This is a genomic window from Tessaracoccus defluvii (genome assembly GCF_014489575.1).
Classification (GTDB): domain Bacteria; phylum Actinomycetota; class Actinomycetes; order Propionibacteriales; family Propionibacteriaceae; genus Arachnia; species Arachnia defluvii.
Genome location: NZ_CP060789.1, coordinates 162959 through 185953, shown reverse-complemented (window position 1 = coordinate 185953; position 22995 = coordinate 162959). Strand labels below are relative to the sequence as shown.

General features: G+C 69.2%; 20 protein-coding genes. 4 read left to right on the top strand and 16 right to left on the bottom strand.

Annotated features, from left to right (window positions below):
* Positions 1–42: 42 nt before the first annotated feature.
* From H9L22_RS00780 to moaA, 10 genes are read right to left on the bottom strand one after another with little or no spacing between them, the layout of a single operon-like run.
* Positions 43–1437, bottom strand: coding sequence for an MFS transporter (locus H9L22_RS00780; protein ID WP_187721220.1), 1395 nt, complete (start codon positions 1435–1437; stop codon positions 43–45).
* Positions 1434–2777, bottom strand: coding sequence for an MFS transporter (locus tag H9L22_RS00775; protein ID WP_226966020.1), 1344 nt, complete (start codon positions 2775–2777; stop codon positions 1434–1436). The genes H9L22_RS00780 and H9L22_RS00775 overlap by 4 nt, the downstream gene beginning before the upstream one ends.
* Positions 2774–3532 (bottom strand): respiratory nitrate reductase subunit gamma, encoded by a 759-nt coding sequence (gene narI, locus H9L22_RS00770; protein ID WP_187721219.1) that lies wholly within the window; start codon positions 3530–3532, stop codon positions 2774–2776. The genes H9L22_RS00775 and narI overlap by 4 nt, the downstream gene beginning before the upstream one ends.
* Positions 3529–3801: a hypothetical protein gene (locus H9L22_RS18230; protein ID WP_226966019.1), complete on the bottom strand. Its 273-nt coding sequence runs from the start codon at positions 3799–3801 to the stop codon at positions 3529–3531. The genes narI and H9L22_RS18230 overlap by 4 nt, the downstream gene beginning before the upstream one ends.
* Positions 3747–4139, bottom strand: a complete 393-nt coding sequence (locus H9L22_RS18225) for a nitrate reductase molybdenum cofactor assembly chaperone (RefSeq protein WP_226966018.1) — start codon at positions 4137–4139, stop codon at positions 3747–3749. Before H9L22_RS18225 ends, H9L22_RS18230 begins: the two co-directional genes overlap by 55 nt.
* A complete protein-coding gene (gene narH / locus H9L22_RS00760; RefSeq protein ID WP_187721218.1) occupies positions 4139–5719 on the bottom strand; it encodes a nitrate reductase subunit beta in 1581 nt (526 codons plus the stop codon). The genes H9L22_RS18225 and narH overlap by 1 nt, the downstream gene beginning before the upstream one ends.
* Positions 5719–9435, bottom strand: a complete 3717-nt coding sequence (locus H9L22_RS00755; RefSeq protein ID WP_406707805.1) for a nitrate reductase subunit alpha — start codon at positions 9433–9435, stop codon at positions 5719–5721. Before H9L22_RS00755 ends, narH begins: the two co-directional genes overlap by 1 nt.
* A 56-nt stretch (positions 9436–9491) precedes the next feature.
* A complete protein-coding gene (gene mobA, locus H9L22_RS00750; protein ID WP_187721216.1) occupies positions 9492–10070 on the bottom strand; it encodes a molybdenum cofactor guanylyltransferase in 579 nt (192 codons plus the stop codon).
* A gap of 6 nt (positions 10071–10076) precedes the next feature.
* The gene (locus H9L22_RS00745) at positions 10077–10316 is read right to left on the bottom strand and encodes a MoaD/ThiS family protein (protein WP_187721215.1); all 240 of its coding nucleotides are present in this window, start codon (positions 10314–10316) and stop codon (positions 10077–10079) included.
* A 16-nt stretch (positions 10317–10332) separates the two neighbouring features.
* The gene (gene moaA, locus H9L22_RS00740) at positions 10333–11355 is read right to left on the bottom strand and encodes a GTP 3',8-cyclase MoaA (RefSeq protein ID WP_425582551.1); all 1023 of its coding nucleotides are present in this window, start codon (positions 11353–11355) and stop codon (positions 10333–10335) included.
* 127 nt (positions 11356–11482) lie between these two features.
* Here moaA and H9L22_RS00735 point away from each other — a divergent pair, with 127 nt between their 5' ends.
* Positions 11483–12118, top strand: coding sequence for a helix-turn-helix transcriptional regulator (locus H9L22_RS00735; protein ID WP_187721213.1), 636 nt, complete (start codon positions 11483–11485; stop codon positions 12116–12118).
* A 4-nt stretch (positions 12119–12122) separates the two neighbouring features.
* Here the strand turns inward: H9L22_RS00735 and H9L22_RS00730 are convergent, their stop codons facing one another.
* The 3 genes from H9L22_RS00730 to H9L22_RS00720 all read right to left on the bottom strand — a co-directional run bounded on the left by H9L22_RS00730 (position 12123) and on the right by H9L22_RS00720 (position 15925).
* Positions 12123–13013, bottom strand: coding sequence for a sugar ABC transporter permease (locus tag H9L22_RS00730; protein ID WP_187721212.1), 891 nt, complete (start codon positions 13011–13013; stop codon positions 12123–12125).
* Positions 13013–14587 (bottom strand): ABC transporter permease subunit, encoded by a 1575-nt coding sequence (locus H9L22_RS00725; RefSeq protein ID WP_226966017.1) that lies wholly within the window; start codon positions 14585–14587, stop codon positions 13013–13015. Before H9L22_RS00725 ends, H9L22_RS00730 begins: the two co-directional genes overlap by 1 nt.
* Before the next feature lie 87 nt (positions 14588–14674).
* On the bottom strand, positions 14675–15925 hold the full coding sequence (locus H9L22_RS00720; protein ID WP_187721211.1) for a sugar ABC transporter substrate-binding protein: 1251 nt from the start codon (positions 15923–15925) through the stop codon (positions 14675–14677).
* A gap of 244 nt (positions 15926–16169) precedes the next feature.
* On the opposite strand from H9L22_RS00720, the gene H9L22_RS00715 reads away from it, so the two are divergent.
* The 3 genes from H9L22_RS00715 to H9L22_RS00705 all read left to right on the top strand — a co-directional run bounded on the left by H9L22_RS00715 (position 16170) and on the right by H9L22_RS00705 (position 19109).
* A complete protein-coding gene (locus tag H9L22_RS00715; protein WP_226966016.1) occupies positions 16170–17168 on the top strand; it encodes a LacI family DNA-binding transcriptional regulator in 999 nt (332 codons plus the stop codon).
* Positions 17158–18777 carry a glycoside hydrolase family 13 protein gene (locus H9L22_RS00710; protein WP_187721209.1) on the top strand — a complete coding sequence of 540 codons (1620 nt, stop codon included), beginning with the start codon at positions 17158–17160 and terminating at the stop codon, positions 18775–18777. The genes H9L22_RS00715 and H9L22_RS00710 overlap by 11 nt, the downstream gene beginning before the upstream one ends.
* A 68-nt stretch (positions 18778–18845) precedes the next feature.
* Complete coding sequence (locus tag H9L22_RS00705; RefSeq protein WP_187721208.1) at positions 18846–19109, top strand: HPr family phosphocarrier protein; 264 nt, start codon at positions 18846–18848, stop codon at positions 19107–19109.
* A 9-nt stretch (positions 19110–19118) separates the two neighbouring features.
* Here the strand turns inward: H9L22_RS00705 and H9L22_RS00700 are convergent, their stop codons facing one another.
* The 3 genes from H9L22_RS00700 to H9L22_RS00690 are packed head-to-tail and all read right to left on the bottom strand — an operon-like array spanning position 19119 to position 22978.
* Positions 19119–20138: a M28 family peptidase gene (locus tag H9L22_RS00700; protein ID WP_187721207.1), complete on the bottom strand. Its 1020-nt coding sequence runs from the start codon at positions 20136–20138 to the stop codon at positions 19119–19121.
* A 25-nt stretch (positions 20139–20163) separates the two neighbouring features.
* Complete coding sequence (locus H9L22_RS00695) at positions 20164–21645, bottom strand: aspartate ammonia-lyase (RefSeq protein ID WP_187721206.1); 1482 nt, start codon at positions 21643–21645, stop codon at positions 20164–20166.
* A 10-nt stretch (positions 21646–21655) separates the two neighbouring features.
* Positions 21656–22978 carry a dipeptidase gene (locus tag H9L22_RS00690; protein ID WP_187721205.1) on the bottom strand — a complete coding sequence of 441 codons (1323 nt, stop codon included), beginning with the start codon at positions 22976–22978 and terminating at the stop codon, positions 21656–21658.
* Positions 22979–22995: the final 17 nt, after the last annotated feature.

Below are 22995 nucleotides of genomic sequence, written 5' to 3'. Positions count from 1 at the left end.
ACCGGATCCGGTTGACCCGCCGAAAAGACGTGACCTTCCGGGTCAGCTCGGCTTGGGAGCACCCGGACGGGCGTAGCGCCACCACGTGATCGCGATGCACATTACCGCCCAGGCCGCGCCGATGATGTAGAAGGTGGTGGCGCTCATCAGGGTGAGCCCGACGCCGAACAGGAACGGGCCGAAGGCCGCGATGGCCGCCGTCCACCCGATCACGCCGCCCGCCTGCCGCTTCTCGAAGATCATCGGCATCTGCTTGAACGTCGACGCGTTGCCGATGCCGGTGAACAGGAAGATCAACAGCATGCCCCAGAGGAACTGGTTGAAGTCGCCGCGCAGCGCCTCCGCACTGGAGACGTCGGGCGTGAGCGCCGGGATCGTGAAGATGATCGAGCCGAGGATGCCGATGCCGGAGATGAGCGTCCAGATGGCGCCCCCCATGCGGTCGGTCAGGGGCGAGAACGCCACCCGGGCACCCGCGCTGATGAGCGGGCCGAGGAACACGAACTTGACTGGATCGACGACGGCGTAGCCGGCGATCAGCACGACGGCGTCGGCGCCGGTTCCCTGCACGATGTCGGCATTGCCCGCGCCGTACAGGTTGATCATGAGCAGCGCGAACTGGGCGGACAGACCCGAGAAGGTGCCGAAGGTCATGATGTACAGCAGGGTCATCCACCAGGTGTCCTGGTTCCGGAAGATGTCGAACTGCTGGCGCACGCTCGCCTTGATGGGCACGGAGCGCAGCACGATCCACGCCCAGACGGCGACCACGATGATGAGCGGGATGTAGACGAGCGCCGCGTTCTGGTACCAGACGGTGCGCGGCTCCATGCTCGGGACGGTGAGCGTCTGGGAGCCGAGGAACCCGAACAGCCCGAAGCCGATCAGCCACGGCGTCAGCAGCTGGACCAGCGAGACGCCGAAGTTGCCGATGCCGGCCTGGATGCCGAGCGCGGTGCCCTGCTTCGCCTTCGGGAAGAAGAAGGACGTCGACGGCATGAACCCGGAGAACGCGCCGCCGCCGATGCCGGCGAGGAACGCCAATGCGAGCAGGCGCCAGTACGGGACGTCAGGGTTGGTGACCTCGAAGCCCCACCCCAGCATCGGCAGGAGCAGCAGCAGCGTGGTGAGCGCCACCATCTTCCTCGAGCCGATCTTGGGCGGCAGGACCATCCAGACCAGGCGGAGCAGGCCGCCCGACAGGCCGGGCATCGACGTCAGCAGGAACAGCTGGTTGTGCGTGAAGCTGTAGCCGAGCGCGTTGAGCTTCGGGACGATGGCGCTGGGCAGGAACCAGGCGACGAAGCACAGGGTCAGCGAGACGGTGGTCACCGTCAGCGTGTTCCAGGCCAGCCGCTTGTCCCACTTGGTCTCGTCCTCGGGGTCCCAGGAGACGAGCCAGTCGCCGTTGGTCTCCAGTTTGGTCGGGCTGCTCACGAGTGCTCCTTCTCAAGAGGTCGATCGATGCTGCGGGCCAGATCGGGGGCCTTGTCGTGCAGCATCTTGACGATGGTGACGTGCATCCACAGGCCGCAGATCGCGACGAGGATGAAGATGCAGAAGAACGTGCTGGTCGGGAAGCCCGACCAGGTCTTGGTGTAGGCGAACAGCGGCGGCAGGAAGAAGCCGCCGAGCCCGCCGAGCATGCCCACGAGGCCGCCGACGGAGCCGACGTTGTCGGGGAAGTACTCCGGGATGTGCTTGAACACGGCGGCCTTGCCGAAGCCCATGGCGCAGCCGAGGATGAAGACGAGCACCACGAACCAGAACAGGCTCATCGTGTAGTGCATGTGCTGGGTCTGGGCGCCGTCGGGGTGCGTGATGGTGATGAAGCCGTTGGGCATCATGAGGATGCCGCTGGAGGCCAGCATGAGGCCGAACGTGGCGTACATCACCTTCCTGGCGCCCCACCGGTCGCTCATCCACCCACCGACGGGCCGCAGCAGCGACGCGGGGAAGATGAAGGTCGCCGTCAGGAGGCCGGCGATGGTGAGACTGACGTCGAAGTTGTCGACGTAGTACTTGGGCAGCCAGGCCGACAGTGCCACGTACGCGCCGAACACCGCGACGTAGTAGAGGCTGAACCGCCACACCCGCACGTTGCTGAGCGGCCGGAGCATCTCCCGGATGGGCTTGGACGCCCCGGTGGCGCGGTCGACCCGCGGCACGATCGCCCAGGTGGCGATGCCGACGACCACCAGCAGGACGGCGTAGATGACAGGGATGAGCCGCCAGCCGCCCTGGACCCCCAGGACGTAGGTGCTGCCGACGGTGGCAGCGATGAGCGGCGGGCCGATGAACTTCGTGACGGAGGCGCCCACGTTGCCCGCGCCGAACACGCCGAGCGCGAGGCCCTGGCGCTCCTTGCCGAACCAGGCCGAGTTCCAGGCCGTGCCGACGGAGAACAGGTTGCCCGCGAAGCCGACCAGGAAGGCGAGCACGAGCAGCATCGCGTAGTTGTCGGCGAAGGACACCAGGTAGGCGGGGATCGCCGTCGCGAACAGCAGGAACAGCGTGACCTTCCGCCCGCCGATCCGCTCGGTGATGATGCCGGCGGGCAGCCGCCACATCGAACCGTTGAGGACGGCGAGCGCGGTGACCCAGCTGAGCTGCTCGTCGCTGAGCCCGAACTCCTTCTGGATGGGGACACCGAGGATGCCGAACATCAGCCACACCGCGAACATGAGGGTGAACGCGACGCTCGACATCGTCAGGACGCGGCCGGCCCCCTTGCCGGTGTCGTGGATGGGCGGGACCTCGATGAGGCTCTTGTTCACCGGCGGGTCTTCTCGTTGTCTCGCATGCCGACGGGATCCCAGCCGCGTCCCTTGACCGTCGCGGAACGTGCGGGCGACGCGTCACGCCTGCGGTAGACGATGTAGGGCCGGAACAGGTAGTGGAACGGTGCCGAGAAGGCGTGCACGAGCCGGGTGAACGGGATGATCGCGAACAGCGTCAGCCCGATCAGGACATGCAGCTGGAACTGCCAGGTCGCCGCCGTCATGGCCTCGACGTCGGGCTGGAGCCCGAACAGCGACCGGAACCAGACGGAGACCGTCTCGCGGTAGTTGTGTTCGGCGCCCGTGGGCGTCTTGTCGCCGGTGAGGGTGGCGACCATGCCGAGGCCCACGGCGGTGGCGAGCACCAGGTACATGAGCTTGTCGTTCCAGGTGGTCGCCGCGAACACGGCCCCGTGGGTGCGGCGCCGCACGATCAGCAGGGTGAGGCCGACGACCAGCGCGACGCCCGCCGCCCCGCCGCCCCAGAAGGCGAACATGTGGTAGGTCTCCTGGTCCACGCCGATCCAGTCAGTGAACGCCTTCGGGATCAGCAGGCCGACGATGTGGCCCATGAGGACGGCGATGAGGGCGAAGTGGAACAGCGGCGAGCCGATCTTCAGGAGCTTCGACTCGTAGAGCTGCGAGCTGCGGGTCGTCCAGCCGAACTGGTCGTAGCGGTAGCGCCAGATCAGCCCGCCGACGAGGATCAGCAGCACCAGATAGGGCAGCACGCCCCAGAGCAGGAACGTCATCTCGCTTCTCCTTGCAGTTGCGGGTAGGGCAGGAACGTCGGCTCGAGGCCGACGGTCTCGGTGGGCGGGGTGGTCAGCAGGTCCCGCACCTCGGCGCGGGTCCGCGGCGACGGCCCTCCGAGTGCGTCGCAGATGGCCGCGACGACACCGGCCTGCGGCAGGCCGTCCTCGGTGAGCCCGATGCGGAGCAGCTCAAGCGAGGCCCGGTAGTCGTTCAGGATGCCGACACCGCGGCGGGGGTCCCCCATCGCCGCGAACTCGAGCACCATGGGCAGGTAGTCGGGCAGCTCGCCGTCGAGATCGACGAACAGCCCGAGTCGCGGTAGATCTGCTTGATGCCTGCCAGCACCTCGCCGCGGCGGCGGGTGTCGCCGTCGGTCCAGTACGTCAGGTGCAGCGCGTGGCGGCGCGACAGATCGAACTCCTGCACGTGCCACGACTGCAGTTCCATCAGCGGCAGGGACCGCAGGTGGGCAAACGTCGCGGCGAACCGGCCGGCGGCACGGGTCTCGGCCACCGCCGACTCGATCAGGTCGAGACGCCCGAGCAGCTCCTCGTCCGGGTAGGACAGGAGCAGGCCGGCCGCCTGGAAGACGACGGCGGACATCAGGCCCCGCTCGCGTCGCGCTGCCGCGCCTTCGCGTCGGCGTAGCTCTCGATCGCGACCGGCACCACCCGGCCGGACGACGAGCCGAAGGGCCCGTTGCCGCCCGAGCCGGGCCCGCCCTCGAAGTCGAGCGAGCAGCCCATCTCCTCCAGGTTGTGGGCCTGCTCCCGGTGCGCCTTCGGGATCACGTAGCGGTCCTCGTACTTGGCGATCGCCAGCAGCCGGTACATCTGCTCGAGCGCGGAGGGCTCCATGCCGACCGCCTCGGCCAGCTCGGGCTGCCGCTCCCTGCCGAGCGTCACGTCGCGCATGTAGGAACGCATCGCCGCCAGCTTCTGCAGCACGCCCGTGACCACCTCGGTGTCGCCGGCCGAGAACAGCTCGGCCAGGTACTCCACGGGGATCCGGAGGGTGTCGATGGCCCCGAACAGGTTGCCGCCCGCCTCCGAGTCGTGCCCCTGCGACTTGAGGAGATCGACGACGGGGCTCAGCGGCGGCACGTACCAGACCATCGGCATGGTGCGGTACTCCGGGTGCAGCGGCAGCGCCACCTTGAAGTGCTTGATCAGCGCGTACACCGGCGACTTCTGCGCGGCGGCGATCCAGTCGGTCGGCACGTCGTTCGCCTGGGCGTCCGCGATGACCTGCGGGTCGTTGGGGTCGAGCATCAGGTCGAGCTGGGCCTGGTACAGGTCCTTCTCGTCGGCCAGCGCCGCTTCCGTGACACGGTCAGCGTCGTAGAGGATGACGCCGATGTAGCGCAGTCGACCCACGCACGTCTCGGCGCACACCGTCGGGAGTCCCACCTCGAGGCGCGGGTAGCAGAAGGTGCACTTCTCGGCCTTGCCGGAGCGGTGGTTGAAGTAGATCTTCTTGTAGGGGCAGCCCGTGATGCACTGCCGCCAGCCGCGGCACCGGTCCTGGTCGACGAGCACGATGCCGTCCTCGGCCCGCTTGTAGATCGCGCCGGAGGGGCACGACGCCATGCAGGACGGGTTGAGGCAGTGTTCGCAGATGCGCGGCACGAAGAACATGAAGGTCTTCTCGTACTCCGCCTTGATCGACATGTTGGCCTCATCGCGCAGCTTCTGCACGATGGGGTCCTGGTCGATCGTCTCGGAGATGCCACCCAGCGAGTCGTCCCAGTTGGCGGAGGCCTTGATGGCCATGTTGTCGCCCGTGATCAGCGACTTCGGACGCGCAACAGGGAAGTCGTCGCCCAGCGGCGCCTGGATCAGCTGCTCGTAGTCGTAGGTCCACGGCTCGTAGTAGTCCTCGAGGCCAGGCTGCACCGGGGAGGCGAAGATGCTCAGCAGCTTCTTGAAGCGGCCACCGGAGCGCAGCTTGAGCCGGCCGGACTTGGTGCGGACCCAGCCGCCCTGCCACTGCTCCTGATCCTCGTACCGGCGGGGATAGCCCAGGCCCGGGCGGGTCTCGACGTTGTTGAACCACACGTACTCGGTGCCGGCCCGGTTGGTCCAGGCCTGCTTGCAGGTCACCGAGCATGTGTGACAGCCGATGCACTTGTCCAGGTTCATGACCATGGCCACCTGGGCCATGACGCGACGCTTCTTCGCCATCAGTACTGCACCTCCTGGGAGCGGCGGCGCACGGTCGAGACGATGTCCCGCTGCACGCCGGTGGGGCCGATGTAGTTGAAGGCGTAGGCCTGATGGGCGTAGCCGCCGATCAGGTGCGTCGCCTTGAGCAGGATGCGGGTCACCGAGTTGTGGATGCCGCCGCGGCGGCCGGTGGCCTCCGACTTCGGCACGTCGATGGTGCGCTCCTGCGCGTGCTGCACGTAGCAGATGCCGTCGGGCAGCTTCGGGGTGACGACGGCGCGGGCGACGAAGACGCCGTTCGCGTTCGTCAGCTCGATCCAGTCGTTGTCGGCCACGCCGATCGACTTCGCGTCCGCGACGCTCAACCACGCCTGCGGCCCGCCGCGGCCCAGGGACAACATGAACAGGTTGTCCTGGTACTCCGAGTGGATCGACCACTTGTTGTGCACCGTCAGGTAGCGCAGCGTGATCGCCTTCTCACCGTTCGGCCCCAGCTCGGGCTCGCCGTACGCCTGGGTCATGTCGAGCGGCGGCCGGTACGTCGGCAGGTTCTCGCCCGCGTCGGTCATCCAGTCGTGGTCGAGGAAGAAGTGCATCCGTCCCGTGAGGGTGTGCCACGGCTTCAGCCGCTCGGTGTTGATGGTGAACGCCGCGTAGCGCCGTCCGCCCGTCTCCGAGCCGGACCACTCCGGCGAGGTGATCACCGGCTGCGGCGACGCCTGCGTCGCCGCGAAGGTGATCAGCTTCTCCTCCGAGCCCGCAGACAGGTCGGCCAGCTTCCGCCCGGTCTTGCGTTCCAGGGTGCGGAACCCCTGCGTGGCCAGCTCGCCGTTCGTGGTGCCGGAGAACGTCAGGATCGCCTCGGCCATCCTCGCGTCCGTGTTGATCGCGGGGCGACCGGCGGCCGGACCCGACGGGTAGACGCCGTGCAGGTTGGCGAGCCGGTCGACCTGGTGCGACACGTCGTAGGTGATGTTCTTGATCGTGAAGCCGAGCTTCTCGGCCAGCGGCCCGACGGTCAGCAGCTTGTCGGCGATGGCGGTGTAGTCGCGCTCGACGACGGCGAGCACCGGCAGGTTCTTCCCCGGCACGGCTGGCAGGTCGGTGCCGCGCCAGTCGGGAACGTGCCCACCGGGCTGCGCGATCTGCCCCTGCGTGTCGTGCTGCAGCGGGACGGCGACGAGGTCACGGCGCGTGTCGAGGCGGCCCTTGGCCATCTCCGAGAACTTGATCGCCAGGTCGGCGAACACGTCGAAGTCGGTGCGCGTCTCCCACGGCGGGTCGATGGCCGGCGTGAACGCGTGCACGTAGGGGTGCATGTCGGTCGAGCTCAGGTCGTGCTTCTCGTACCAGGTGGCGGCGGGGAGCACGATGTCGGACAGCAGCGTCGAGCTCGTCATGCGGAAGTCGGCCGTGATGAGCAGGTCGAGCTTCCCCTCGGGCGCCTCGTCGTGCCACGTGACGACCTCCGGCCGCTCGTCGGCGCCGTGGTCGTTGGGCATCACGTTGTTGTGCGTGCCGAGGAGGTGCTTGAGGAAGTACTCGTTGCCCTTCGCCGAGCTGCCGAACAGGTTCGAGCGCCACAGGATCATGGTGCGCGGCCAGTTCTGCGGCGCGTCGATGTCCTCCACCGCCGACTTCAGCTCGCCGGACTTCAGCTTCGCGGCGACATAGGCCTGCGGAGACTCGGCCTCCCCCCGTTCGACGGCGGCGACGGCCTCGTCGGCGAGGTCCAGCGGGTTCGCGTCGAACTGCGGGTAGAACGGCATCCAGCCGAGCCGGTGCGCCAGCGCCATCGAGTCGGCGGTATGCATGCCGTCAAGGCTGCCGGTCGACAGGGGCGACTTGATCCTGTCGGCGGAGAAGCCGTCGGTGCGCCACTGGTCGGTGTGCATGTACCAGTACCCGGTGCCGATCATGGTGCGCGGCGGCCGCGACCAGTCGAGCGCGTTGGCCATGTTGAACCAGCCCGTCATGGGGCGGCACTTCTCCTGGCCGACGTAGTGGGCCCAGCCGCCACCGTTGCGGCCGATGCAGCCGGTCATCATCAGCAGGCCGATGATCGCGCGGTAGGTGACGTCGGCGTGGAACCAGTGGCAGATGCCTGCGCCGATGATGATCATCGTGCGGCCCTTGGACTCGGCCGAGTTGTCGGCGAACTCGCGGGCGATGCGGAGGCAGGCCTCGGCGGGGACGGAGGTGATCTCCGCCTGCCAGGCCGGGGTGTAGGGGACGGTCGGGTCGTCGTAGCTTTCGGCCCAGACGCCCGGCAGCCCCTCGCGGCGCACACCGTACTGGGCGAGCATGAGGTCGAAGACGGTGGTGACCAGGCGTCCCTCGACCATGCGGGCCGGGAGGCCGCGCCGGATGATGGAGCCCTGGCCGCGCGGGTCCTCGAAGCACGGCAGCGCGACCTCGACGGCCTCGGCGCCGTCCTGATCGAGCAGGGTCAGTGCGGGGCGGATGTCACCGAGGTCGAGGTTCCACTGGCCCACGCCCTCCTCGTTGTACCGGTGGCCCATCGAACCGTTCGGCACGGCGGGGGCGCCGGTGGCCTCGTCCCACACGACCGTCTTGAACGCGGCGTCGGCGCTCTCATGCCCGGCGAGGTTGTCGGCGGTCAGGAACTTGCCGGGCACGAGGCCGTGGCCGTCGGGATGCTCGACCAGCGTGATCAGCATGCCGAGGTCGGTGTACTGCTTCACGTAGGAGTCGAAGTAGTCGACCTTCCTGTCGACGAAGTTCTCCTTCAGGATCACGTGCCCCATCGCCATCGCGAGGGCGGCATCCGTGCCGGCCTGCGCGGGCAGCCATTCGTCGGCGAACTTCACGTTGTCGGCGTAGTCGGGGCTGACGGTGACGACCTTGGTGCCGCGGTAGCGGACCTCTGCCATCCAGTGCGCGTCCGGGGTGCGGGTGACCGGCACGTTGGAGCCCCACATCATCAGGTACGTGGCGTCCCACCAGTCGCCGGACTCCGGCACATCGGTCTGGTCGCCGAACACCTGCGGGCTGGCGACGGGCAGGTCGGCGTACCAGTCGTAGAAGCTGGTCATCGCCCCGCCGATGAGGTGCGTGAAGCGGGTGCCGATCGCGTGCGAAACCATGCTCATGGCCGGGATGGGCGAGAACGAGACGCAGCGGTCGGGGCCGTAGTTCTTGATCGTGTTGACGTACGACGCGGAGGCGATCTCGAGCGCCTCGTCCCAGGTGATGCGCACCAGGCCGCCCTTGCCGCGGGCCTGCTGGTAGCGGCGCCGCTTGACCGGGTCCTCCGCCACCTCGCGGAACGCCTCCACGGGGTCGCCGAGGCGCTTCTTCGCCTCGCGGTACATCTCCACCAGCACACCGCGGGCGTACGGGAAGCGCACCCGGGTCGGCGAGTAGGTGTACCAGGAGAACGCGGCGCCGCGGGGGCAGCCGCGGGGCTCGTACTCGGGGCGGTCGGGGCCGGTGGTCGGATAGTCGGTCTGCTGGGACTCCCAGGTGATGATCCCGTCCTTGACGTAGACCTTCCAGGAGCAGGAGCCGGTGCAGTTCACGCCGTGGGTGGAGCGGACAACCTTGTCGTGGCTCCAGCGATCACGGTAGAAGACATCCCCGGCCCTGCCACCCTCGCGGAAGACGGCGCGACCGTCGTCGGTCTCCTCCCACTTCGTGAAGAACTTCCCGAGCTTCAGGAGTGCGTCCGAAGCGGGGCCGTCGAGGCGTGCGGTTTCAGAGCTCATGGGCACAGCTAACCAGAAACCAGGAGAGTTTGTCCTATCGGGTTGGACAAACGCGCGGAGGGTTATTTATGCGCGTCTGGCGTTGTGAAACCCAGGTCGGCCGCCTGCTCCGGAGTGTCCAGATCGCCCACCACTGCGTCGGGCACCGGGACCGTCGCCAGCCTAAGGCCGTGCAGCGCCCGGCGCACGGAAACGTCGCGTTCACCCTCCAGTTCGGCCAGCTTCTGCCGGAGGGCGGCGGTGCGGTAGCGCGCGGCCAGATACTGGGTCCAGCCCTCCGCGTCGACGAGGGCGACGCCGTCCGGCCCGAGGGGCGCACGCGCCAGCCGCCGGACCACCGCGTCCGGCCAGGCGAGGTCGCCGGCGAGCACGTAGACGTCGCCGACGTCGACCGGCACCAGTTCGAGGCCGGCGACGAGGCCGGCGACGGGCCCGCCGAAGGGCGGGTCCTCGAGGGCGTAGAGCAGAGCCCCGCTGTCGAGGCCGGGGCGCTCGGGCGAGACGAAGACCACCTTGTCGGCGACGGCGGTCAACGCCGCCACCGCCCACGTGGCCACCGACCTGCCCTCGCGGTCGAGTTCCAGCTTGTCGGAGCCCATCCGGCTCGATCGGCCACCGCCCAGGAGGATCCCCCAGCTCACCGGTGCCTATCCCCCGGCGAACGGTGGCAGCACGTCGAGGCTGGCCACGCCGCCGACCTCGGCGTCGAGATCGGTCAGCCGGGCGCCGTCCGCCAGCAGCGAGCTGACGCCCAGCACCTTCGCGAGCCGGTCGTTGCCGTCGGCGAGGTGCGCCACGAGGTCGCGCCCGGACATCCCGGCCGCGTCCACGGTCAGCGCCTCCACGCCCGCGGCCTCCGCCGCCCCGGCGAAGAATCGCACGTCCATCTGGGTCCCCTTCCGGTCAGCCGCCGATGGCGCTCATGGTACGGATCGGCGGCAGGAATCCGTCCTCGTCGATGCCGTGTGCCCGCGGCTTGACCCGGTGCGCCCCGACCCAAGCCTCTGCCAGGTCGTCGTCGCTCCCGCCGCCCCGGAGTACGGCGCGCAGGTCCGTCTCCCGGCGCGAGAACAGGCAGGAGCGCACCTGCCCGTCCGCGGTGATCCTGGTGCGGTCGCAGTCGCCGCAGAACGGGCGGGTCACCGAGGCGATGACGCCGACCACCCCACCCGGGATCGATCCCTCCGGCTCGACCCGCCACAGCTGCGCGGGCGCGGCGCCGCGCGGCTCCTCCGCGGCAGACAGCGTGAACCGTTGCTGGAGCGCTCCGAGGATCTCGTCTGCGGTCACCATGGCGCTGCGGGCCCACTCGTGGGCCGGGCCGAGCGGCATCTGCTCGATGAACCGCAGCTGGTAGCCGCGGGCGAGGCAGAACTCGGCCAGCGGAACGATGTCCTCCTCGTTGACGCCCCGACGGATCACCGCGTTGATCTTGACCGGCCCGATCCCCCGCCGGTCGACGGCCGCCAGCCCCGTCAGCACGTCGGGAAGGCGGTCACGGAGCGTCAGCTGCGCGTAGCGGCCCGCATCCAGGGAGTCGAGGGAGACGTTGAGGCGGTCGAGGCCCGCGTCGGCGAGCGCCCCGATCTTCTTGTCGAGGCCGAGCCCGTTGGTGGTCAGCGCGAGTTCCGGCCTGCCCGCCTCGCCCCGCAGGGTGGCGGCGTGCGCGACGATGCCGACCAGCCCCGGCCGGAGCAGCGGCTCTCCCCCGGTGAACCGGATCCGCCGTACGCCGAGCATCTCCACAGCGACGCGCAGCACCTGGCCGACCTCTGCGTCGGTGAGGACCTCCTCGGTCGGCAGCCAGGGCAATCCCTCCGGGGGCATGCAGTAGCTGCAGCGCAGGTTGCAGCGGTCGGTCAGCGAGACCCGCAGGTCGCGCGCGGTCCGTCCGAACGCGTCGGTCAACTCGGATCGCACACCCACGGCCACATCAGTCCTTCCACCGGTCCGTTACCCGAGCCCCCATGGTATCCGCCGAACTATACGGATAAACTCCGCCGTGTTGGACCCCGGACTACGGTGACGGCCAACCATTTGGTAGAAGGTTCTCATGTCAAGCACGCAGCACGGCCTCGGGCCGACGAGGGCGAAGGTCCTCGCCCTCTTGCAGTCCGCTCCTGTTCCCCTTCAGGTCACGGAGGTTGCTGACGAACTCGGACTGCACAAGAACTCCGCCCGTTTCCATCTCGACGCGCTCGTCGACTCCAGCTACGCACGTCGGCAGACGGTGGCCGCCGGGCAACCAGGCCGGCCTCCGCTCGCGTTCAGCGCGACGAGCGAGGCCCCGACGATGACCAACCTGCACCTGCTGGAGGTCACCCAGGTCCTGCTCGCGCAGTTCGTCGCCCCGGCCGAGAACGCCCTGACCCGGGCCGAGCAGGCCGGCCGGACGTGGGGTGCCGGCATCGCGACCCAGGACGCGTCCCCGGCCGACGCGTTCGGCGATCTGGTCGACCACCTCGCAGAACGCGGCTTCGGCACCTCGCATGACGTCACGACCTCGACGCTCACCTTCGCCCGCTGCCCCTTCCGGGCCAGCATCGATCCGGAGCAGTTGCCGTTCATCTGCGCCATGCACCAGGGCTTCCTCGACGGCTACCTCGAGGCCAGCCGCTCTGGGCTGACCGCCGGCCGCATCGACATCGGCCCGCGGACGTGCCGGGCCGAAGTGACCATGTCGGCCTGAGCGTTCAGCCCTTGACGCCGCCGGCCGTCAGCCCGGCCACGATGTACTTCTGCAGGTACATGAACAGGATGATGATCGGGACGGCGGCGACCACGGCACCCGCCGCGAACAGCGACCACGGCGCGTTGCGCTCGTCGTTGCCCCACACGTACAGGCCGACGGCCAGGGTGTAGTTCTCCGGGCGGGCCAGCACGATGCGGGCGAGGATGAACTCGCCGTACGAGCCGACGAAGCTCAGCAGGCCCACCACCGCGAGGATGGGGGTGACCAGCCGCATCACGATGCCCCAGAAGATCTGGGCGTGCGTGGCGCCGTCGATCTTGGCGGCCTCGTCCAACTCGATGGGGATCGTGTTGAAGAAGCCGTACATGAGGAACGTGTTGGAGCCGAGCGCCCCGCCCAGGTAGACCATGATCAGCGTGATGTGCGAGCCGATGTCGAGGAACGGGAACACCTTCCCGAGGCTCAGCACCAGCAGGAAGATCGCGACGAAGGCCAGCATCTGCGGGAACATCTGGATGATCAGCAGCGCCGTCAGGCCACCCCGGCGACCCGTGAAGCGGAACCGGCTGAAAGCGTAGGCGGCCGCGGCCCCCATGACGACGGTGCCGACCGCGGTGACGCTGGACACGAAGAAGGAGTTGCGCATCCACTGCGGGAAGTCGCCCTTCATGAGGTCCGTGTAGTGCTCGCCCGTGAAGGCGCTGAACAGGTTGGTGGAGCCGGTGAGGGTGCCGTTCGGGTTGACCGAGGCGGACAGGACGTACAGGAGCGGGAACACGCAGTAGACGATCATGACGATCGCGAACACATGCTTCCAGCCCACCTGACCCCACCAGCGCAGCCCACGGAGCCGGGTGTCGTTGTCGCCGTTGGTGAGCTTCTTGACGGCCATCACATGATCTCCTCAAGCTTGCGGGTCTGCCGGAAGCCGAGCCAGGAGATGACGCCGACCACCGCGAAGATGGCGATGGACATGGCGCTCGCCAGGCCGTACTGCTTGTTCCCGCTCTCGAACGCGATGGCGTAGACCATCGAGATGAGCAGGTCGGTCTCGCCGATCGGGTAGGGCGCCCCCGGATAGTTGGGGCCGCCGCCTGTCAGCATGTAGATCAGCGCGAAGTTGTTGAAGTTGAAGGCGAAGCTCGCGATGAGCAACGGGGCCACCGACACGAGCAGCAGCGGCAGCGTGATGGACGCGAAGCGGCGCAGGGGGCCGGCGCCGTCCATGATGCCCGCCTCGGTGAGCTCGCCCGGGATGGACTGGAGCGCGCCGGTGGCCACCAGGAACATGTACGGGAAGCCGAGCCACAGGTTCACGCCGATGATCGACAACCGCGCCAGCGTCGGGTCACCCAGCCAGTTGATGTCCAGGCCACCCAGCAGCACCTCGTTGATGTAGCCGAACTCGCGGTTCAGCAGGCCGCGCCACACCAGCGCCGCGAGGAAGCCGGGGAAGGCGTACGGGAGGATGAACATCGCCCGGTAGAACGTGCGGCCCTTGACCCGGGGATCGTTGTAGATGATGGCCAGGAACAGGCCGAGCGCGAAGGTCGTCAGCACCGACAGGATCGAGAAGACGAACGTCCAGACGAGCGACTTGAAGAACGGCGTGCTCAGCCGGGAGTCCGTGAACATCTGCGCGAAGTTGTCGAAGCCGACCAGGACCCGCCAGCCGGGGGTCAACGTGGCGCCGTCCTCCGCGACGAAGAGCCCGCGGCTCTCATCCGCCGTGAAGACCTTGCCGTCCTGATCGGTGAACGTGTCGGACGCCTCGTCGTAGGTGAGCAGCGACTTCGCCACGAAGGCCATCGTGCCGCTGTCGGTGCGGAGCCAGCCGTCGGCGGGGTCGTCGGTCATCGAGACGCGCAGGTCGAGGACCTCGCGCTGCCGCTCCTGGATCTGGGCGAGGTTGAGAACCTCGGCGCCGGGCACCGCGGTGACCTTGCCTGCGTCGATCGTCGCGTCGGGAACGGTCTCGAGCGGGGTCTCCGCGTCGCCGACCCTCGCCTCGTCGCCGTCGACGATGGCGAAGGCGATGCTGCCGTCGCGGTCGAGGACGGTGACGGGATAGGTGGGGGTCCCCTCGACCTTCCTGTCGGCGGTCTTCATGATCTGCGTGATCGCGGGCCCCTTGGCATCGTTGTGACCGTCGCCGTAGTTGGTGAACGCGACGTAAGCCGTGTTCAGCATCACGTAGATCTGGAACACGATCAGGAAGATCAGGCCGGGGACCAGGTATTTGGCGGGGATCGAGCGCCGGGAGAAGTAGACGTAGTCGACGACGATCAGGGTGGCGACCAGGAAGGCGAGCATCGCCCATTCCTCCTGGCCGTAGGCGGCGAGGATGCCGTAGAGCCCGAAGGCGTTGACGAGCATCATCAGCACGAGCTTCACGTAGAAGCCCGGCCGGCTCAGGTCACGCGCGTGCGACAGCCGCGGCGCCTGTCTGGTCGGTGTGGTGGTCAAGGCTTGTCCCTTCGCTCCGTTGCGACGGCTGGGGGCCGGAGCTGTGGCCCCGGCCCCCAGTATCGGGCAGCAGCGCTGCGTCCGTGGTCAGAACTTCGACTCGATGTTGGCGATCATCTCGGTCCAGGCGGCGTCCGGTGCGGCGGTGCCGTCGATGATGCTCAGCTGGGCGGCGCCCCAGAACGTCCACACCGCACCCATCTCCGGGATGGCCGGCATCGGCTGGCCGTCCTTGCCCGCCTCAGCGAAGCCCTTCAGGATCTCGTCATCGATCGCGGCTGCCGACTCGGTGAGCGCGGGCTCGCGACCGCCGAGCTCGTAGAGCTTGTCCTGGGCCTCCGCGGTGGTCATGTACTCGAGGAACTGGTTGGCCAGCAGCGCGTTCTCGGACTTCGAGGACAGGTAGACGCCCTGCACGCCGAGGAACGGGGCGGACGGCTGGCCGCCTGCCGAGGGGACGGGCAGTACGGAGACGTCGATGCCCGCCTCCTGGAAGGCTGTGATGTTCCAGGGACCTGTGACGATGTAGGGGGTCTTCTGGTCGAGGAACGCCTGGCGGGCCTGGTCGCCGCCGATGGAGGACGACAGGACCTTCTCGTCGGCGAGCTTCTTCAGGTAGTTGGCGAACGCGATGCCCTCGGGCCCCGCCATGCCGAGCTCGCTCGTGTAGCCGTTCTCATCGGACTTGAACACGGGGGCCCCGAAGGAGGTCTGCAGCGGGTACAGATGGTAGGCGTCACCCTGCGGGCCCTGCTGGATGACGATGGGGAACTCCGCTCCCTCGGCGGCCTTGCCCTGGGCGACGAGTTCGTCGAACGTCGCGGGCGTGTCGGAGACCATGCCGTTGTTGCGCACCAGGGCGATGTTCTCCATCGCGTACGGCACCCCGAACAGCTGACCGTCGAACGAGAAGCCCTGGACGGCGTTGGGGTTGAGCGCGTCGACCCTGTCTCCGAGCTCGACGGGGGCGATGACGCCGTTGGCCTGCAGGTCACCCACCCAGTCGTGGGCTCCGACGATGAGGTCGGGGCCCTGTCCGGTGGGGACCTGGGCGATGAAGTCGGTCTTGATGTCCTGCGACGGCTTCTGCACCACGTCCAGGGCAACCCCCGTGGAGGCGAGGAAGGCCTCACCCAGCGTCTTGAAGGCGTCGATGCGGGTCTCGTCCACCCAGACCGTCAGCGAGCCGGACGCCTGCGGGGCCGATCCGGTGGCCGTCGGCGTAGCCGCGGTGGGCGACGGGGTCGGGGTCGAGGAAGGGGTGGTGCCGGCACCTGCGCACGCGGCGAGGCTGAGCGTGATGCCGGCCGCGGCAACGGCGATGAGGCTCTTGCGCATTGTTTTCTCCTTGGTCGTCCGGGTCGCTTCGATGCCGACCCGCTGCCAGAAGCGTAACCGTTTCCGAAGGACTTGCAAGAGCGTTGCAGCGTTTTTCAGCCGGGTTTACCAAACTGTTATGGAAGTTCCCGCAACGACTTGCAGGACAGGCGCACACGGCACGCTCCCGTTCATTGCAACAATCTGCAAGGTCTGCAAAACTGGCCGGAACATCCCGCACTCAGCTCGATGGAGAGGAGAGGACGTGCTCACCCCACGCGTCAAGCTGGCCGACGTCGCCAAGGTCGTCGGGGTCTCGACAGCGACCGTCTCGCGCGTCGTCAACGGCAAGCCCGGCGTGGCGGAGGCGACCCGCACCGCGGTGCTGGCGGGGCTGGAGACGCTCGGGTACCGCATCGACGACCCCCAGGGCACCCACGAGGGCCTGATCGCCGTCATGGTCCCCGAACTCGGCAACCCCACCTTCGGCTCGTTCGCGAACGAACTGGTGATCCAACTCGCCGCCGCCGACCGGAGGATGGTGCTGTGCACCTCCGGCCCCGGCGGCACGAGCGAGGACCAGTACCTGGACCTTCTCGCCGGCGTGGCCGTCGACGGCCTGATCTCCGTCTCCGGCACCGCCGCGGACACGCTCGGCACCAACGACCATTATCAGAGGCTCCTGGCGGGCGGGATGCCGACCGTCTTCATCAACGCCTACGACGCCACGATCCCCGGCGCGTTCTTCAACACCTCCGACGCGGAGGCCATCTCCCAGTCCGTCGGCCATCTGCGCCGCTACGGCCACACCCGGATCGGTCTGGCGCTGGGACAGCAGCGCTACCTGCCCGCGCAGCGCAAGGCCGAGGCGTTCCTCGCCCTCGGCCTCCCGGCCGAGTCCATCGTGTCGACCATCTTCAGCATCGAGGGCGGCCAGGCCGCGGCGTCGCGTCTGCTCGACGCCGGACACACCGCCATCGTGTGCGGCTCGGATGTGATGGCGCTCGGCGCGATCCGGGAGGTCCGTTCGCGTGGCCTCGAGGTCCCCGACGACATCTCGATCGTCGGCTACGACGACTCCGCCCTCATGCCCTTCACCAGCCCCGCCCTCACCACCGTCCGGCAGCCGATCGCGGCCCTGTGCCAGGCGGCCGTCGAGGCGCTTCTGTCCGCCATGGCCGGCGCGCCGGCGGATCCCGCCGAGATACTCTTCCACCCCGACCTCATCATCCGTCGATCGACAGGACCCGTCCATGACCGCTGAGTGGTGGCGCGACGCCGTCATTTACCAGATCTACCCGCGCTCCTTCGCCGACTCCACCGGCGACGGCTACGGCGACCTCCCCGGCTCCATCACGAAGCTGGACTACCTGGCGAAGCTGGGCGTCGACGCCGTCTGGTTCTCCCCCTTCTACCGCTCCCCCATGGCCGACGCCGGCTACGACGTCGCCGACTACATGGACATCGATCCGATGTTCGGCTCCCTCGAGGACGCGCAGCGCCTGATCGCGGAGGCGCACGCGCGTGGCCTCCGCGTCGTCGTCGACCTGGTGCCCAACCACACCTCGGACGAGCACGCCTGGTTCCAGGCCGCGATCGCCGCGCCTCCCGGCTCCCCCGAGCGCGAGTACTACCTGTTCCGCGACGGCGCAGGCGAGAACGGCGAGCTGCCCCCGAACAACTGGAAGTCCGTCTTCGGCGGCAGGGGCTGGACGCGGCTCACCGCCCCGGACGGCACCCCGGAGCAGTGGTACCTGCATCTCTTCGACGTGAAGCAGCCCGACCTCGACTGGAGCAGCGAGAAGGTCCGCAGCGGCTTCGACGACGTCCTGCGGTTCTGGCTCGACCGTGGCGTCGACGGGTTCCGCATCGACGTGGCCCACTCGCTGGTCAAGGCCGAGGGGCTCCCCGACTGGGACGAGGAGCAGAGCATGCTCGACGGCCAGAGCGGCCCCATGTGGGACCAGGACGGCGTCCACGAGGTGTACCGCCGCTGGCGGAGGATCCTCGACTCCTACGACGGCGACCGCTCCCTGGTGGCGGAGGCCTGGGTGCCGGATCCCACGCGCCTGGCGATGTACCTGCGCCCGGACGAGATGCACACGGCCTTCAACTTCGAATTCCTCGACTGTCGCTGGGACGCCGCCGAGTACCGCGCCACGATCAGCGCCACCCGCGCCGCGGACCGGGCCGTCGGGGCGCCCACCACCTGGGTGCTGAGCAACCACGACGTCGTCCGCCACGCCAGCCGGTTCGGCCTCGCCGACCCGGGCGCGAGCCACGAGGGCATCGGCGTCCGCGACGAACAGCCGGACAACGTCATCGGCCTGCGCCGCGCACGGGCCGCCAGCCTCATGATGCTGGGCCTGCCAGGCTCCGCCTACCTGTACCAGGGCGAGGAACTCGGCCTGCCCGAGCACACGACGCTGCCGGACGACCTGCGGCAGGACCCCACCTGGGTCCGTTCCGGGTTCACCCGCGTCGGCCGCGACGGCTGCCGGATCCCCATGCCGTGGACCGCGGACGAGCCCGGGCTCGGGTTCTCCCCCACGGGCGCGACCTGGCTGCCGCAGCCGGAGGCGTACCGCGGCCTGGCCGCCGACCGACAGGTCGACGTGCCCGGCTCGACCTGGTCGCTATACCGGGGCGCGTTGGCCGCCAGGAAGCGGCTCGACCTCGGCCGGGGCGAGATCGCCTGGGTCGATGCCCCCGATCACATCGTCGCCTTCGACAACGGCGCCGTCCGGGTCATGACCAACGTCCTCGGGGCCCCGGTGCCGCTTCCCAGCGGCTACGCGGTGCTGCTGTCCAGCGTCGACATCGACGGCGACGAGCTCCCCACCGATGCGACGGTGTGGCTGACGGCGATCTGACCCGGCCCGGTGAAGTGGCTTGTCGAAGCCGGGTATGATGAGCGCGTCAACGGCGAGAGGAGTCACACGTGCCCAGTCGGACCACGGTCGTCGGATCCACGGTGGGACTCCACGCACGCCCCGCCGTCCTTATCGCGGCGGCGGCCGCCGAGTATGACGACGAGATCGTCCTGTCGGTCGACGGCCTCACCGTCGACGCCGCAAGCTCGCTGCTCATCATGACCCTCGGCGCCGAACTCGGAGCCCAAGTGACGGTCACCTCTGAGAACGGCGAGGCGGTCGAACGGATCGCCGGCATGATCGCCGCGAACCTGGACGCCCCCTCGGCCTGAGCCTGATCATCAGCCCTGCACCTCGCCCAGCAGGGTGCGCAGGCCCTGCAGCGACGCGTCGGCGATCACCAGGAGCCGGGAGCGCACCTCGGGTGTGTCCACGGACGCGACGGTGTCGCAGGCGCGGTGGTAGCACACGTCGCGCGCCGCGTCCGCCGTCCCGCCGAACACCTCCGACTCGGCCGCGCTGAGGGACTCCCCCGCCCCCGTGTACAGGCCGGCGACGCTGATCCCCTGCCCGTCGAACCAGGCGTGATCGGACGCGCCGTCGATCGAGACGCCCTCGTAGTCGCGGCCGCGGTCGCGCAGCGGCTGCTCGAGGGCCCGCCGGGCCGGGCCGTCGCCGTAGATGCCGACGAGACCGTTCGGGGACGCGACCATGTCGAGGTTGATGTAGGCGGAGATCCGGCCGACCTCGTCGGGCGCGAGCCCACGCAGATAGGCGCCTGACCCCAGGAGCCCGAGTTCCTCGGCGTCCCAGAGCGCCACCCGCAGCCCTGCCGCCCCGTCCTCGGCCGCCAGTTGCTCGGCGAGGGCCAGTGTGAGCGCGACGCCGGACGCGTTGTCGTTGATGCCCGGCCCCGCCCCCACCGAGTCGAGGTGCGCGCCGAGCATGACGACCCGTCCGGACGGCGCTGCCGGCCCTTCCGCGATGAGGTTGACCACCGGGACGATCGCGCCGGGCTCGTCGGCCGGGGGCCGCCGACCGGGCGCCTCGGCTTCCTGCCTCGTGACGGTGAATCCGGCCGCGGTGAGGACCCGCTCGGCGTAGGCGAGCGACCCTGCGTAGCCCTCGGTGCCGGTCGCCCTGCTGCCGCCGGCATCGTCGGCCACCTTCTGCAGGTCCTCGAGGTGGACGAAGGTGGACGTGACCAGATCGGCCGGGTCGACGGTCGGCGACGGGGTGACGGTCGGCGACGGGGTGACGGTCGGCGACGGGATAGCGGTCGGCGACGGGTCGATGGTCGGCACGGCGGTGCACGCCGTCAGCGCGATGGACAACGCGAGGACGGGGAGCAGGTGCCGCATGCGCACAGTCTGCCCGCGCCGCGGGTCAGGCGTCGTTCGTCCTGTCGGCCGCATCCAGTGCCGCCTCGAGCCGGGCGATGACACCGGGCGTCAGCGCCGGCATCGGGCCGGTGTCGAGGAGACCGCCGGACAGGCCAGCCGGGTCGAGCGCCGCGTCCAGGTCCTCCGGGCTCATCAACTCCTGGTCCAGCACCAGTTCCCGGATCGAGTCGCCGTCGGCGAGCGCCCGCTTCGCCAGGGTGGCCGCCCGTTCGTACCCGATGACCGGCGTCAACGCCGTCACCACCCCGACCGACGTGTCGACCTGCGTCTGCAGCCGGTCGATGTTGGCGGTGATGTCGTCGATGCAGTTGATGCGCAGGGTCCGCACGGATCGGCGCAGCCACGCCGAGTTCTGCATCAGCACGTGGGCCATCACCGGCTCGAAGGCGTTCAGCTGCAGCTGACCGGCCTCGGAGGCCATGGCGATCGTGACGTCCGATCCGGCGACGATGAAAGCGACCTGATTGACCGCCTCCGGAATCACGGGGTTGACCTTTCCCGGCATGATCGAGCTGCCTGCCTGCTTCGCGGGCAGGTTGATCTCACCGAAGCCGACCTGGGGGCCGGAGCTCAGGAGGCGCAGGTCATTGCAGATCTTCGACAGCTTCATGGCGGTGCGCCTCAGCGTGGCGGAGACCGTCATGAACACGCCGGTGTCGCTGGTGGCCTCGATGAGGTCCGCCGCGTTGCGCAGGCCGTCGATGCCGGTGATGCGCCGCAGGTGCTCGAGGACGGCGGGCGCGTAGTCCGGCGATGCCGTGATCCCGGTGCCGATGGCGGTGGCCCCCAGGTTGAGCTCATACAGGGCGGGGACGGTCAGGTCGACGAGGTTGATGTCCTCGCCGAGCGTCGTGGAGAATCCCCAGAACTCCTGGCCGAGGGTCATGGGGACGGCGTCCTGCAGCTGCGTGCGGCCGACCTTGAGGACGTCGCGGAACTCGCGCCCCTTCCCGGCGAAGGAGTTGCGGAGCAGCCCCAGCTCCTGCCCGAGCCGGGTCAGCGCGTAGACCAGCGCCAGCTTGACGGCGCTCGGATAGGTGTCGTTGGTGGACTGCGACCGGTTCACGTGGTCGAGGGGTGACAGGTAGCCGTAGTCGCCGAAGGGACGGCCCGCCAGTTCGAGGGCGCGGTTGGCGATCACCTCGTTGACGTTCATGTTCGTGGAGGTGCCTGCCCCACCCTGGATGACGCCGACGACGAACTGGTCGTGGAGCCGGCCGTCGATGATGTCCTGCGCTGCCCGGTCGATGAGCGCGGCCCGCTCCTCGTCGAGCACCCCGATGTCGCGGTTCGCGCGGGCGGCGGCCTGCTTCACCTGCGCGTACGCCACGAGCAGGTCGGGATAGACGCTGATCTCCCGGCGGCTGATCCGGAAGTTCTCCATCGCACGGGCCGTGTTGATCCCCCAGTACACGTCGTCCGGCAGCTCAAGCTCCCCGAGGGAGTCACGCTCGATTCGCACCATGCCCCGGCCCTCAGACGAGCTTCTGCAGGAACAGCGCCTCGGCCAGCGTCGCCTTGCCCAGGTCGGCGAGGTCGAGCGACTCGTTGTCGGAGTGCATGCGCGACGTCGGGTCGACGACGGCCGTCAGGAGGATCGGCGCGCCGGGGTTGCGGTCGGCGAACTCGGCGACGATCGGGATGCTGCCTCCGGTGCCGATCCGGACCGGCTCCACGCCGAACCCCTCGCGGAGCCCGTCGAGGGCGGCGCGGGCGATGTCACTGTCGAGGCTGATCGCGGCGCCGGCGCCGGACTGGCCGGCCTCCACCTCGACCCGCGCGCCCCACGGGGCGTGGCTCAGCAGGTGGTCGCGCAGTGCCGCCTCGGCGTCGGCCGGGTCCTGGTTCGGGGCGATGCGGACGCTGACCTTGGCGCGCGCCGTCGGCACCAGCGTGTTGGACGCGTCCCGCACGGGGGTCGCGTCGATGGCCAGCACCGAGACGGCGGGCTTCGTCCACATCCGGTCGGTGAAGCTGCCCTCGCCGATCCAGTGGACGCCGTCGAGCAGCCCCGCCTCCGCACGGAGCCTGTCCTCCTCGTAGTCGACCTCGGCGGGCGGAGACGAGACGAGCCCGGCGATCGCCGGGTTGCCCGCGTCGTCGTGCAGCGTGGCGAGGAGGCGGCAGAGCGCGCTGAGCGCGTCCGGAGCCACGCCGCCGAACTGGCCGGAGTGCAGGCCACCCTCCAGGGTGGACACGCGGACGACGGCGTCGACGACGCCGCGCAGCGATGCCGTCAGGGCAGGCTCCCCCACCTTCCAGTTGACGGCGTCCGCGATCACGAAGGCGTCGGCGCGCAGCAGGTCGCCGGCCTGGTCGAGCAGCGCCGCCATGCTGGGAGAGCCGATCTCCTCCTCGCCCTCGACGAAGATCTTCACGCCGACCGGCGGCTTCCCGCCGAAGGCCCGCATCGCACCGAGGTGGACGGCGATGCCGCCCTTGTCGTCGGCGGAGCCGCGGGCGTACAGGCGACCGTCGCGCTCCGTCGGGTTGAAGGCGGGCGTGGTCCAGATCGTCTCGTCGCCGGTGGGCTGAACGTCGTAGTGGGCGTAGAGCAGCACCGTCGGCGCCCCCTCCGGCGCCGGGTAGTGGCCGTACACGGCAGGCTTCCCGCCGGCGGTGAGCAGCCGCACGTCGGGGCAGCCCTCTGCCCGCAGCAGGTCGGCGACCAGCTCGGCCGCGGCGATGACGTCGTCGTCGTGCTCGGGCAGCGAGGAAACCGATGGGATGGCGATCAGGCGCCGCAGGTCGGCGAGGACGGAGGGGAGGATGGAGGAGACGGCTTCGGTGAGGCTCATGCCCTCAGCCTATCGAG

Excerpts from the sequence above, each read along its gene's own strand:
- narI (WP_187721219.1), bottom strand. The coding sequence starts at position 3,532 with ATGACGTTCCTGCTCTGGGGCGTGCTGCCCTATCTGGTGCTGCTGATC.
- H9L22_RS18230 (WP_226966019.1), bottom strand. The coding sequence starts at position 3,801 with ATGGTGCTCGAGTTCGCGGCGATGGGGGACCCCCGCCGCGGTGTCGGC.
- H9L22_RS18225 (WP_226966018.1), bottom strand. The coding sequence starts at position 4,139 with ATGTCCGCCGTCGTCTTCCAGGCGGCCGGCCTGCTCCTGTCCTACCCG.
- narH (WP_187721218.1), bottom strand. The coding sequence starts at position 5,719 with ATGGCGAAGAAGCGTCGCGTCATGGCCCAGGTGGCCATGGTCATGAAC.
- H9L22_RS00745 (WP_187721215.1), bottom strand. The coding sequence starts at position 10,316 with ATGGACGTGCGATTCTTCGCCGGGGCGGCGGAGGCCGCGGGCGTGGAG.
- H9L22_RS00735 (WP_187721213.1), top strand. The coding sequence starts at position 11,483 with ATGTCAAGCACGCAGCACGGCCTCGGGCCGACGAGGGCGAAGGTCCTC.
- H9L22_RS00730 (WP_187721212.1), bottom strand. The coding sequence starts at position 13,013 with ATGGCCGTCAAGAAGCTCACCAACGGCGACAACGACACCCGGCTCCGT.
- H9L22_RS00720 (WP_187721211.1), bottom strand. The coding sequence starts at position 15,925 with ATGCGCAAGAGCCTCATCGCCGTTGCCGCGGCCGGCATCACGCTCAGC.
- H9L22_RS00710 (WP_187721209.1), top strand. The coding sequence starts at position 17,158 with ATGACCGCTGAGTGGTGGCGCGACGCCGTCATTTACCAGATCTACCCG.
- H9L22_RS00700 (WP_187721207.1), bottom strand. The coding sequence starts at position 20,138 with ATGCGGCACCTGCTCCCCGTCCTCGCGTTGTCCATCGCGCTGACGGCG.
- H9L22_RS00695 (WP_187721206.1), bottom strand. The coding sequence starts at position 21,645 with ATGGTGCGAATCGAGCGTGACTCCCTCGGGGAGCTTGAGCTGCCGGAC.
- H9L22_RS00690 (WP_187721205.1), bottom strand. The coding sequence starts at position 22,978 with ATGAGCCTCACCGAAGCCGTCTCCTCCATCCTCCCCTCCGTCCTCGCC.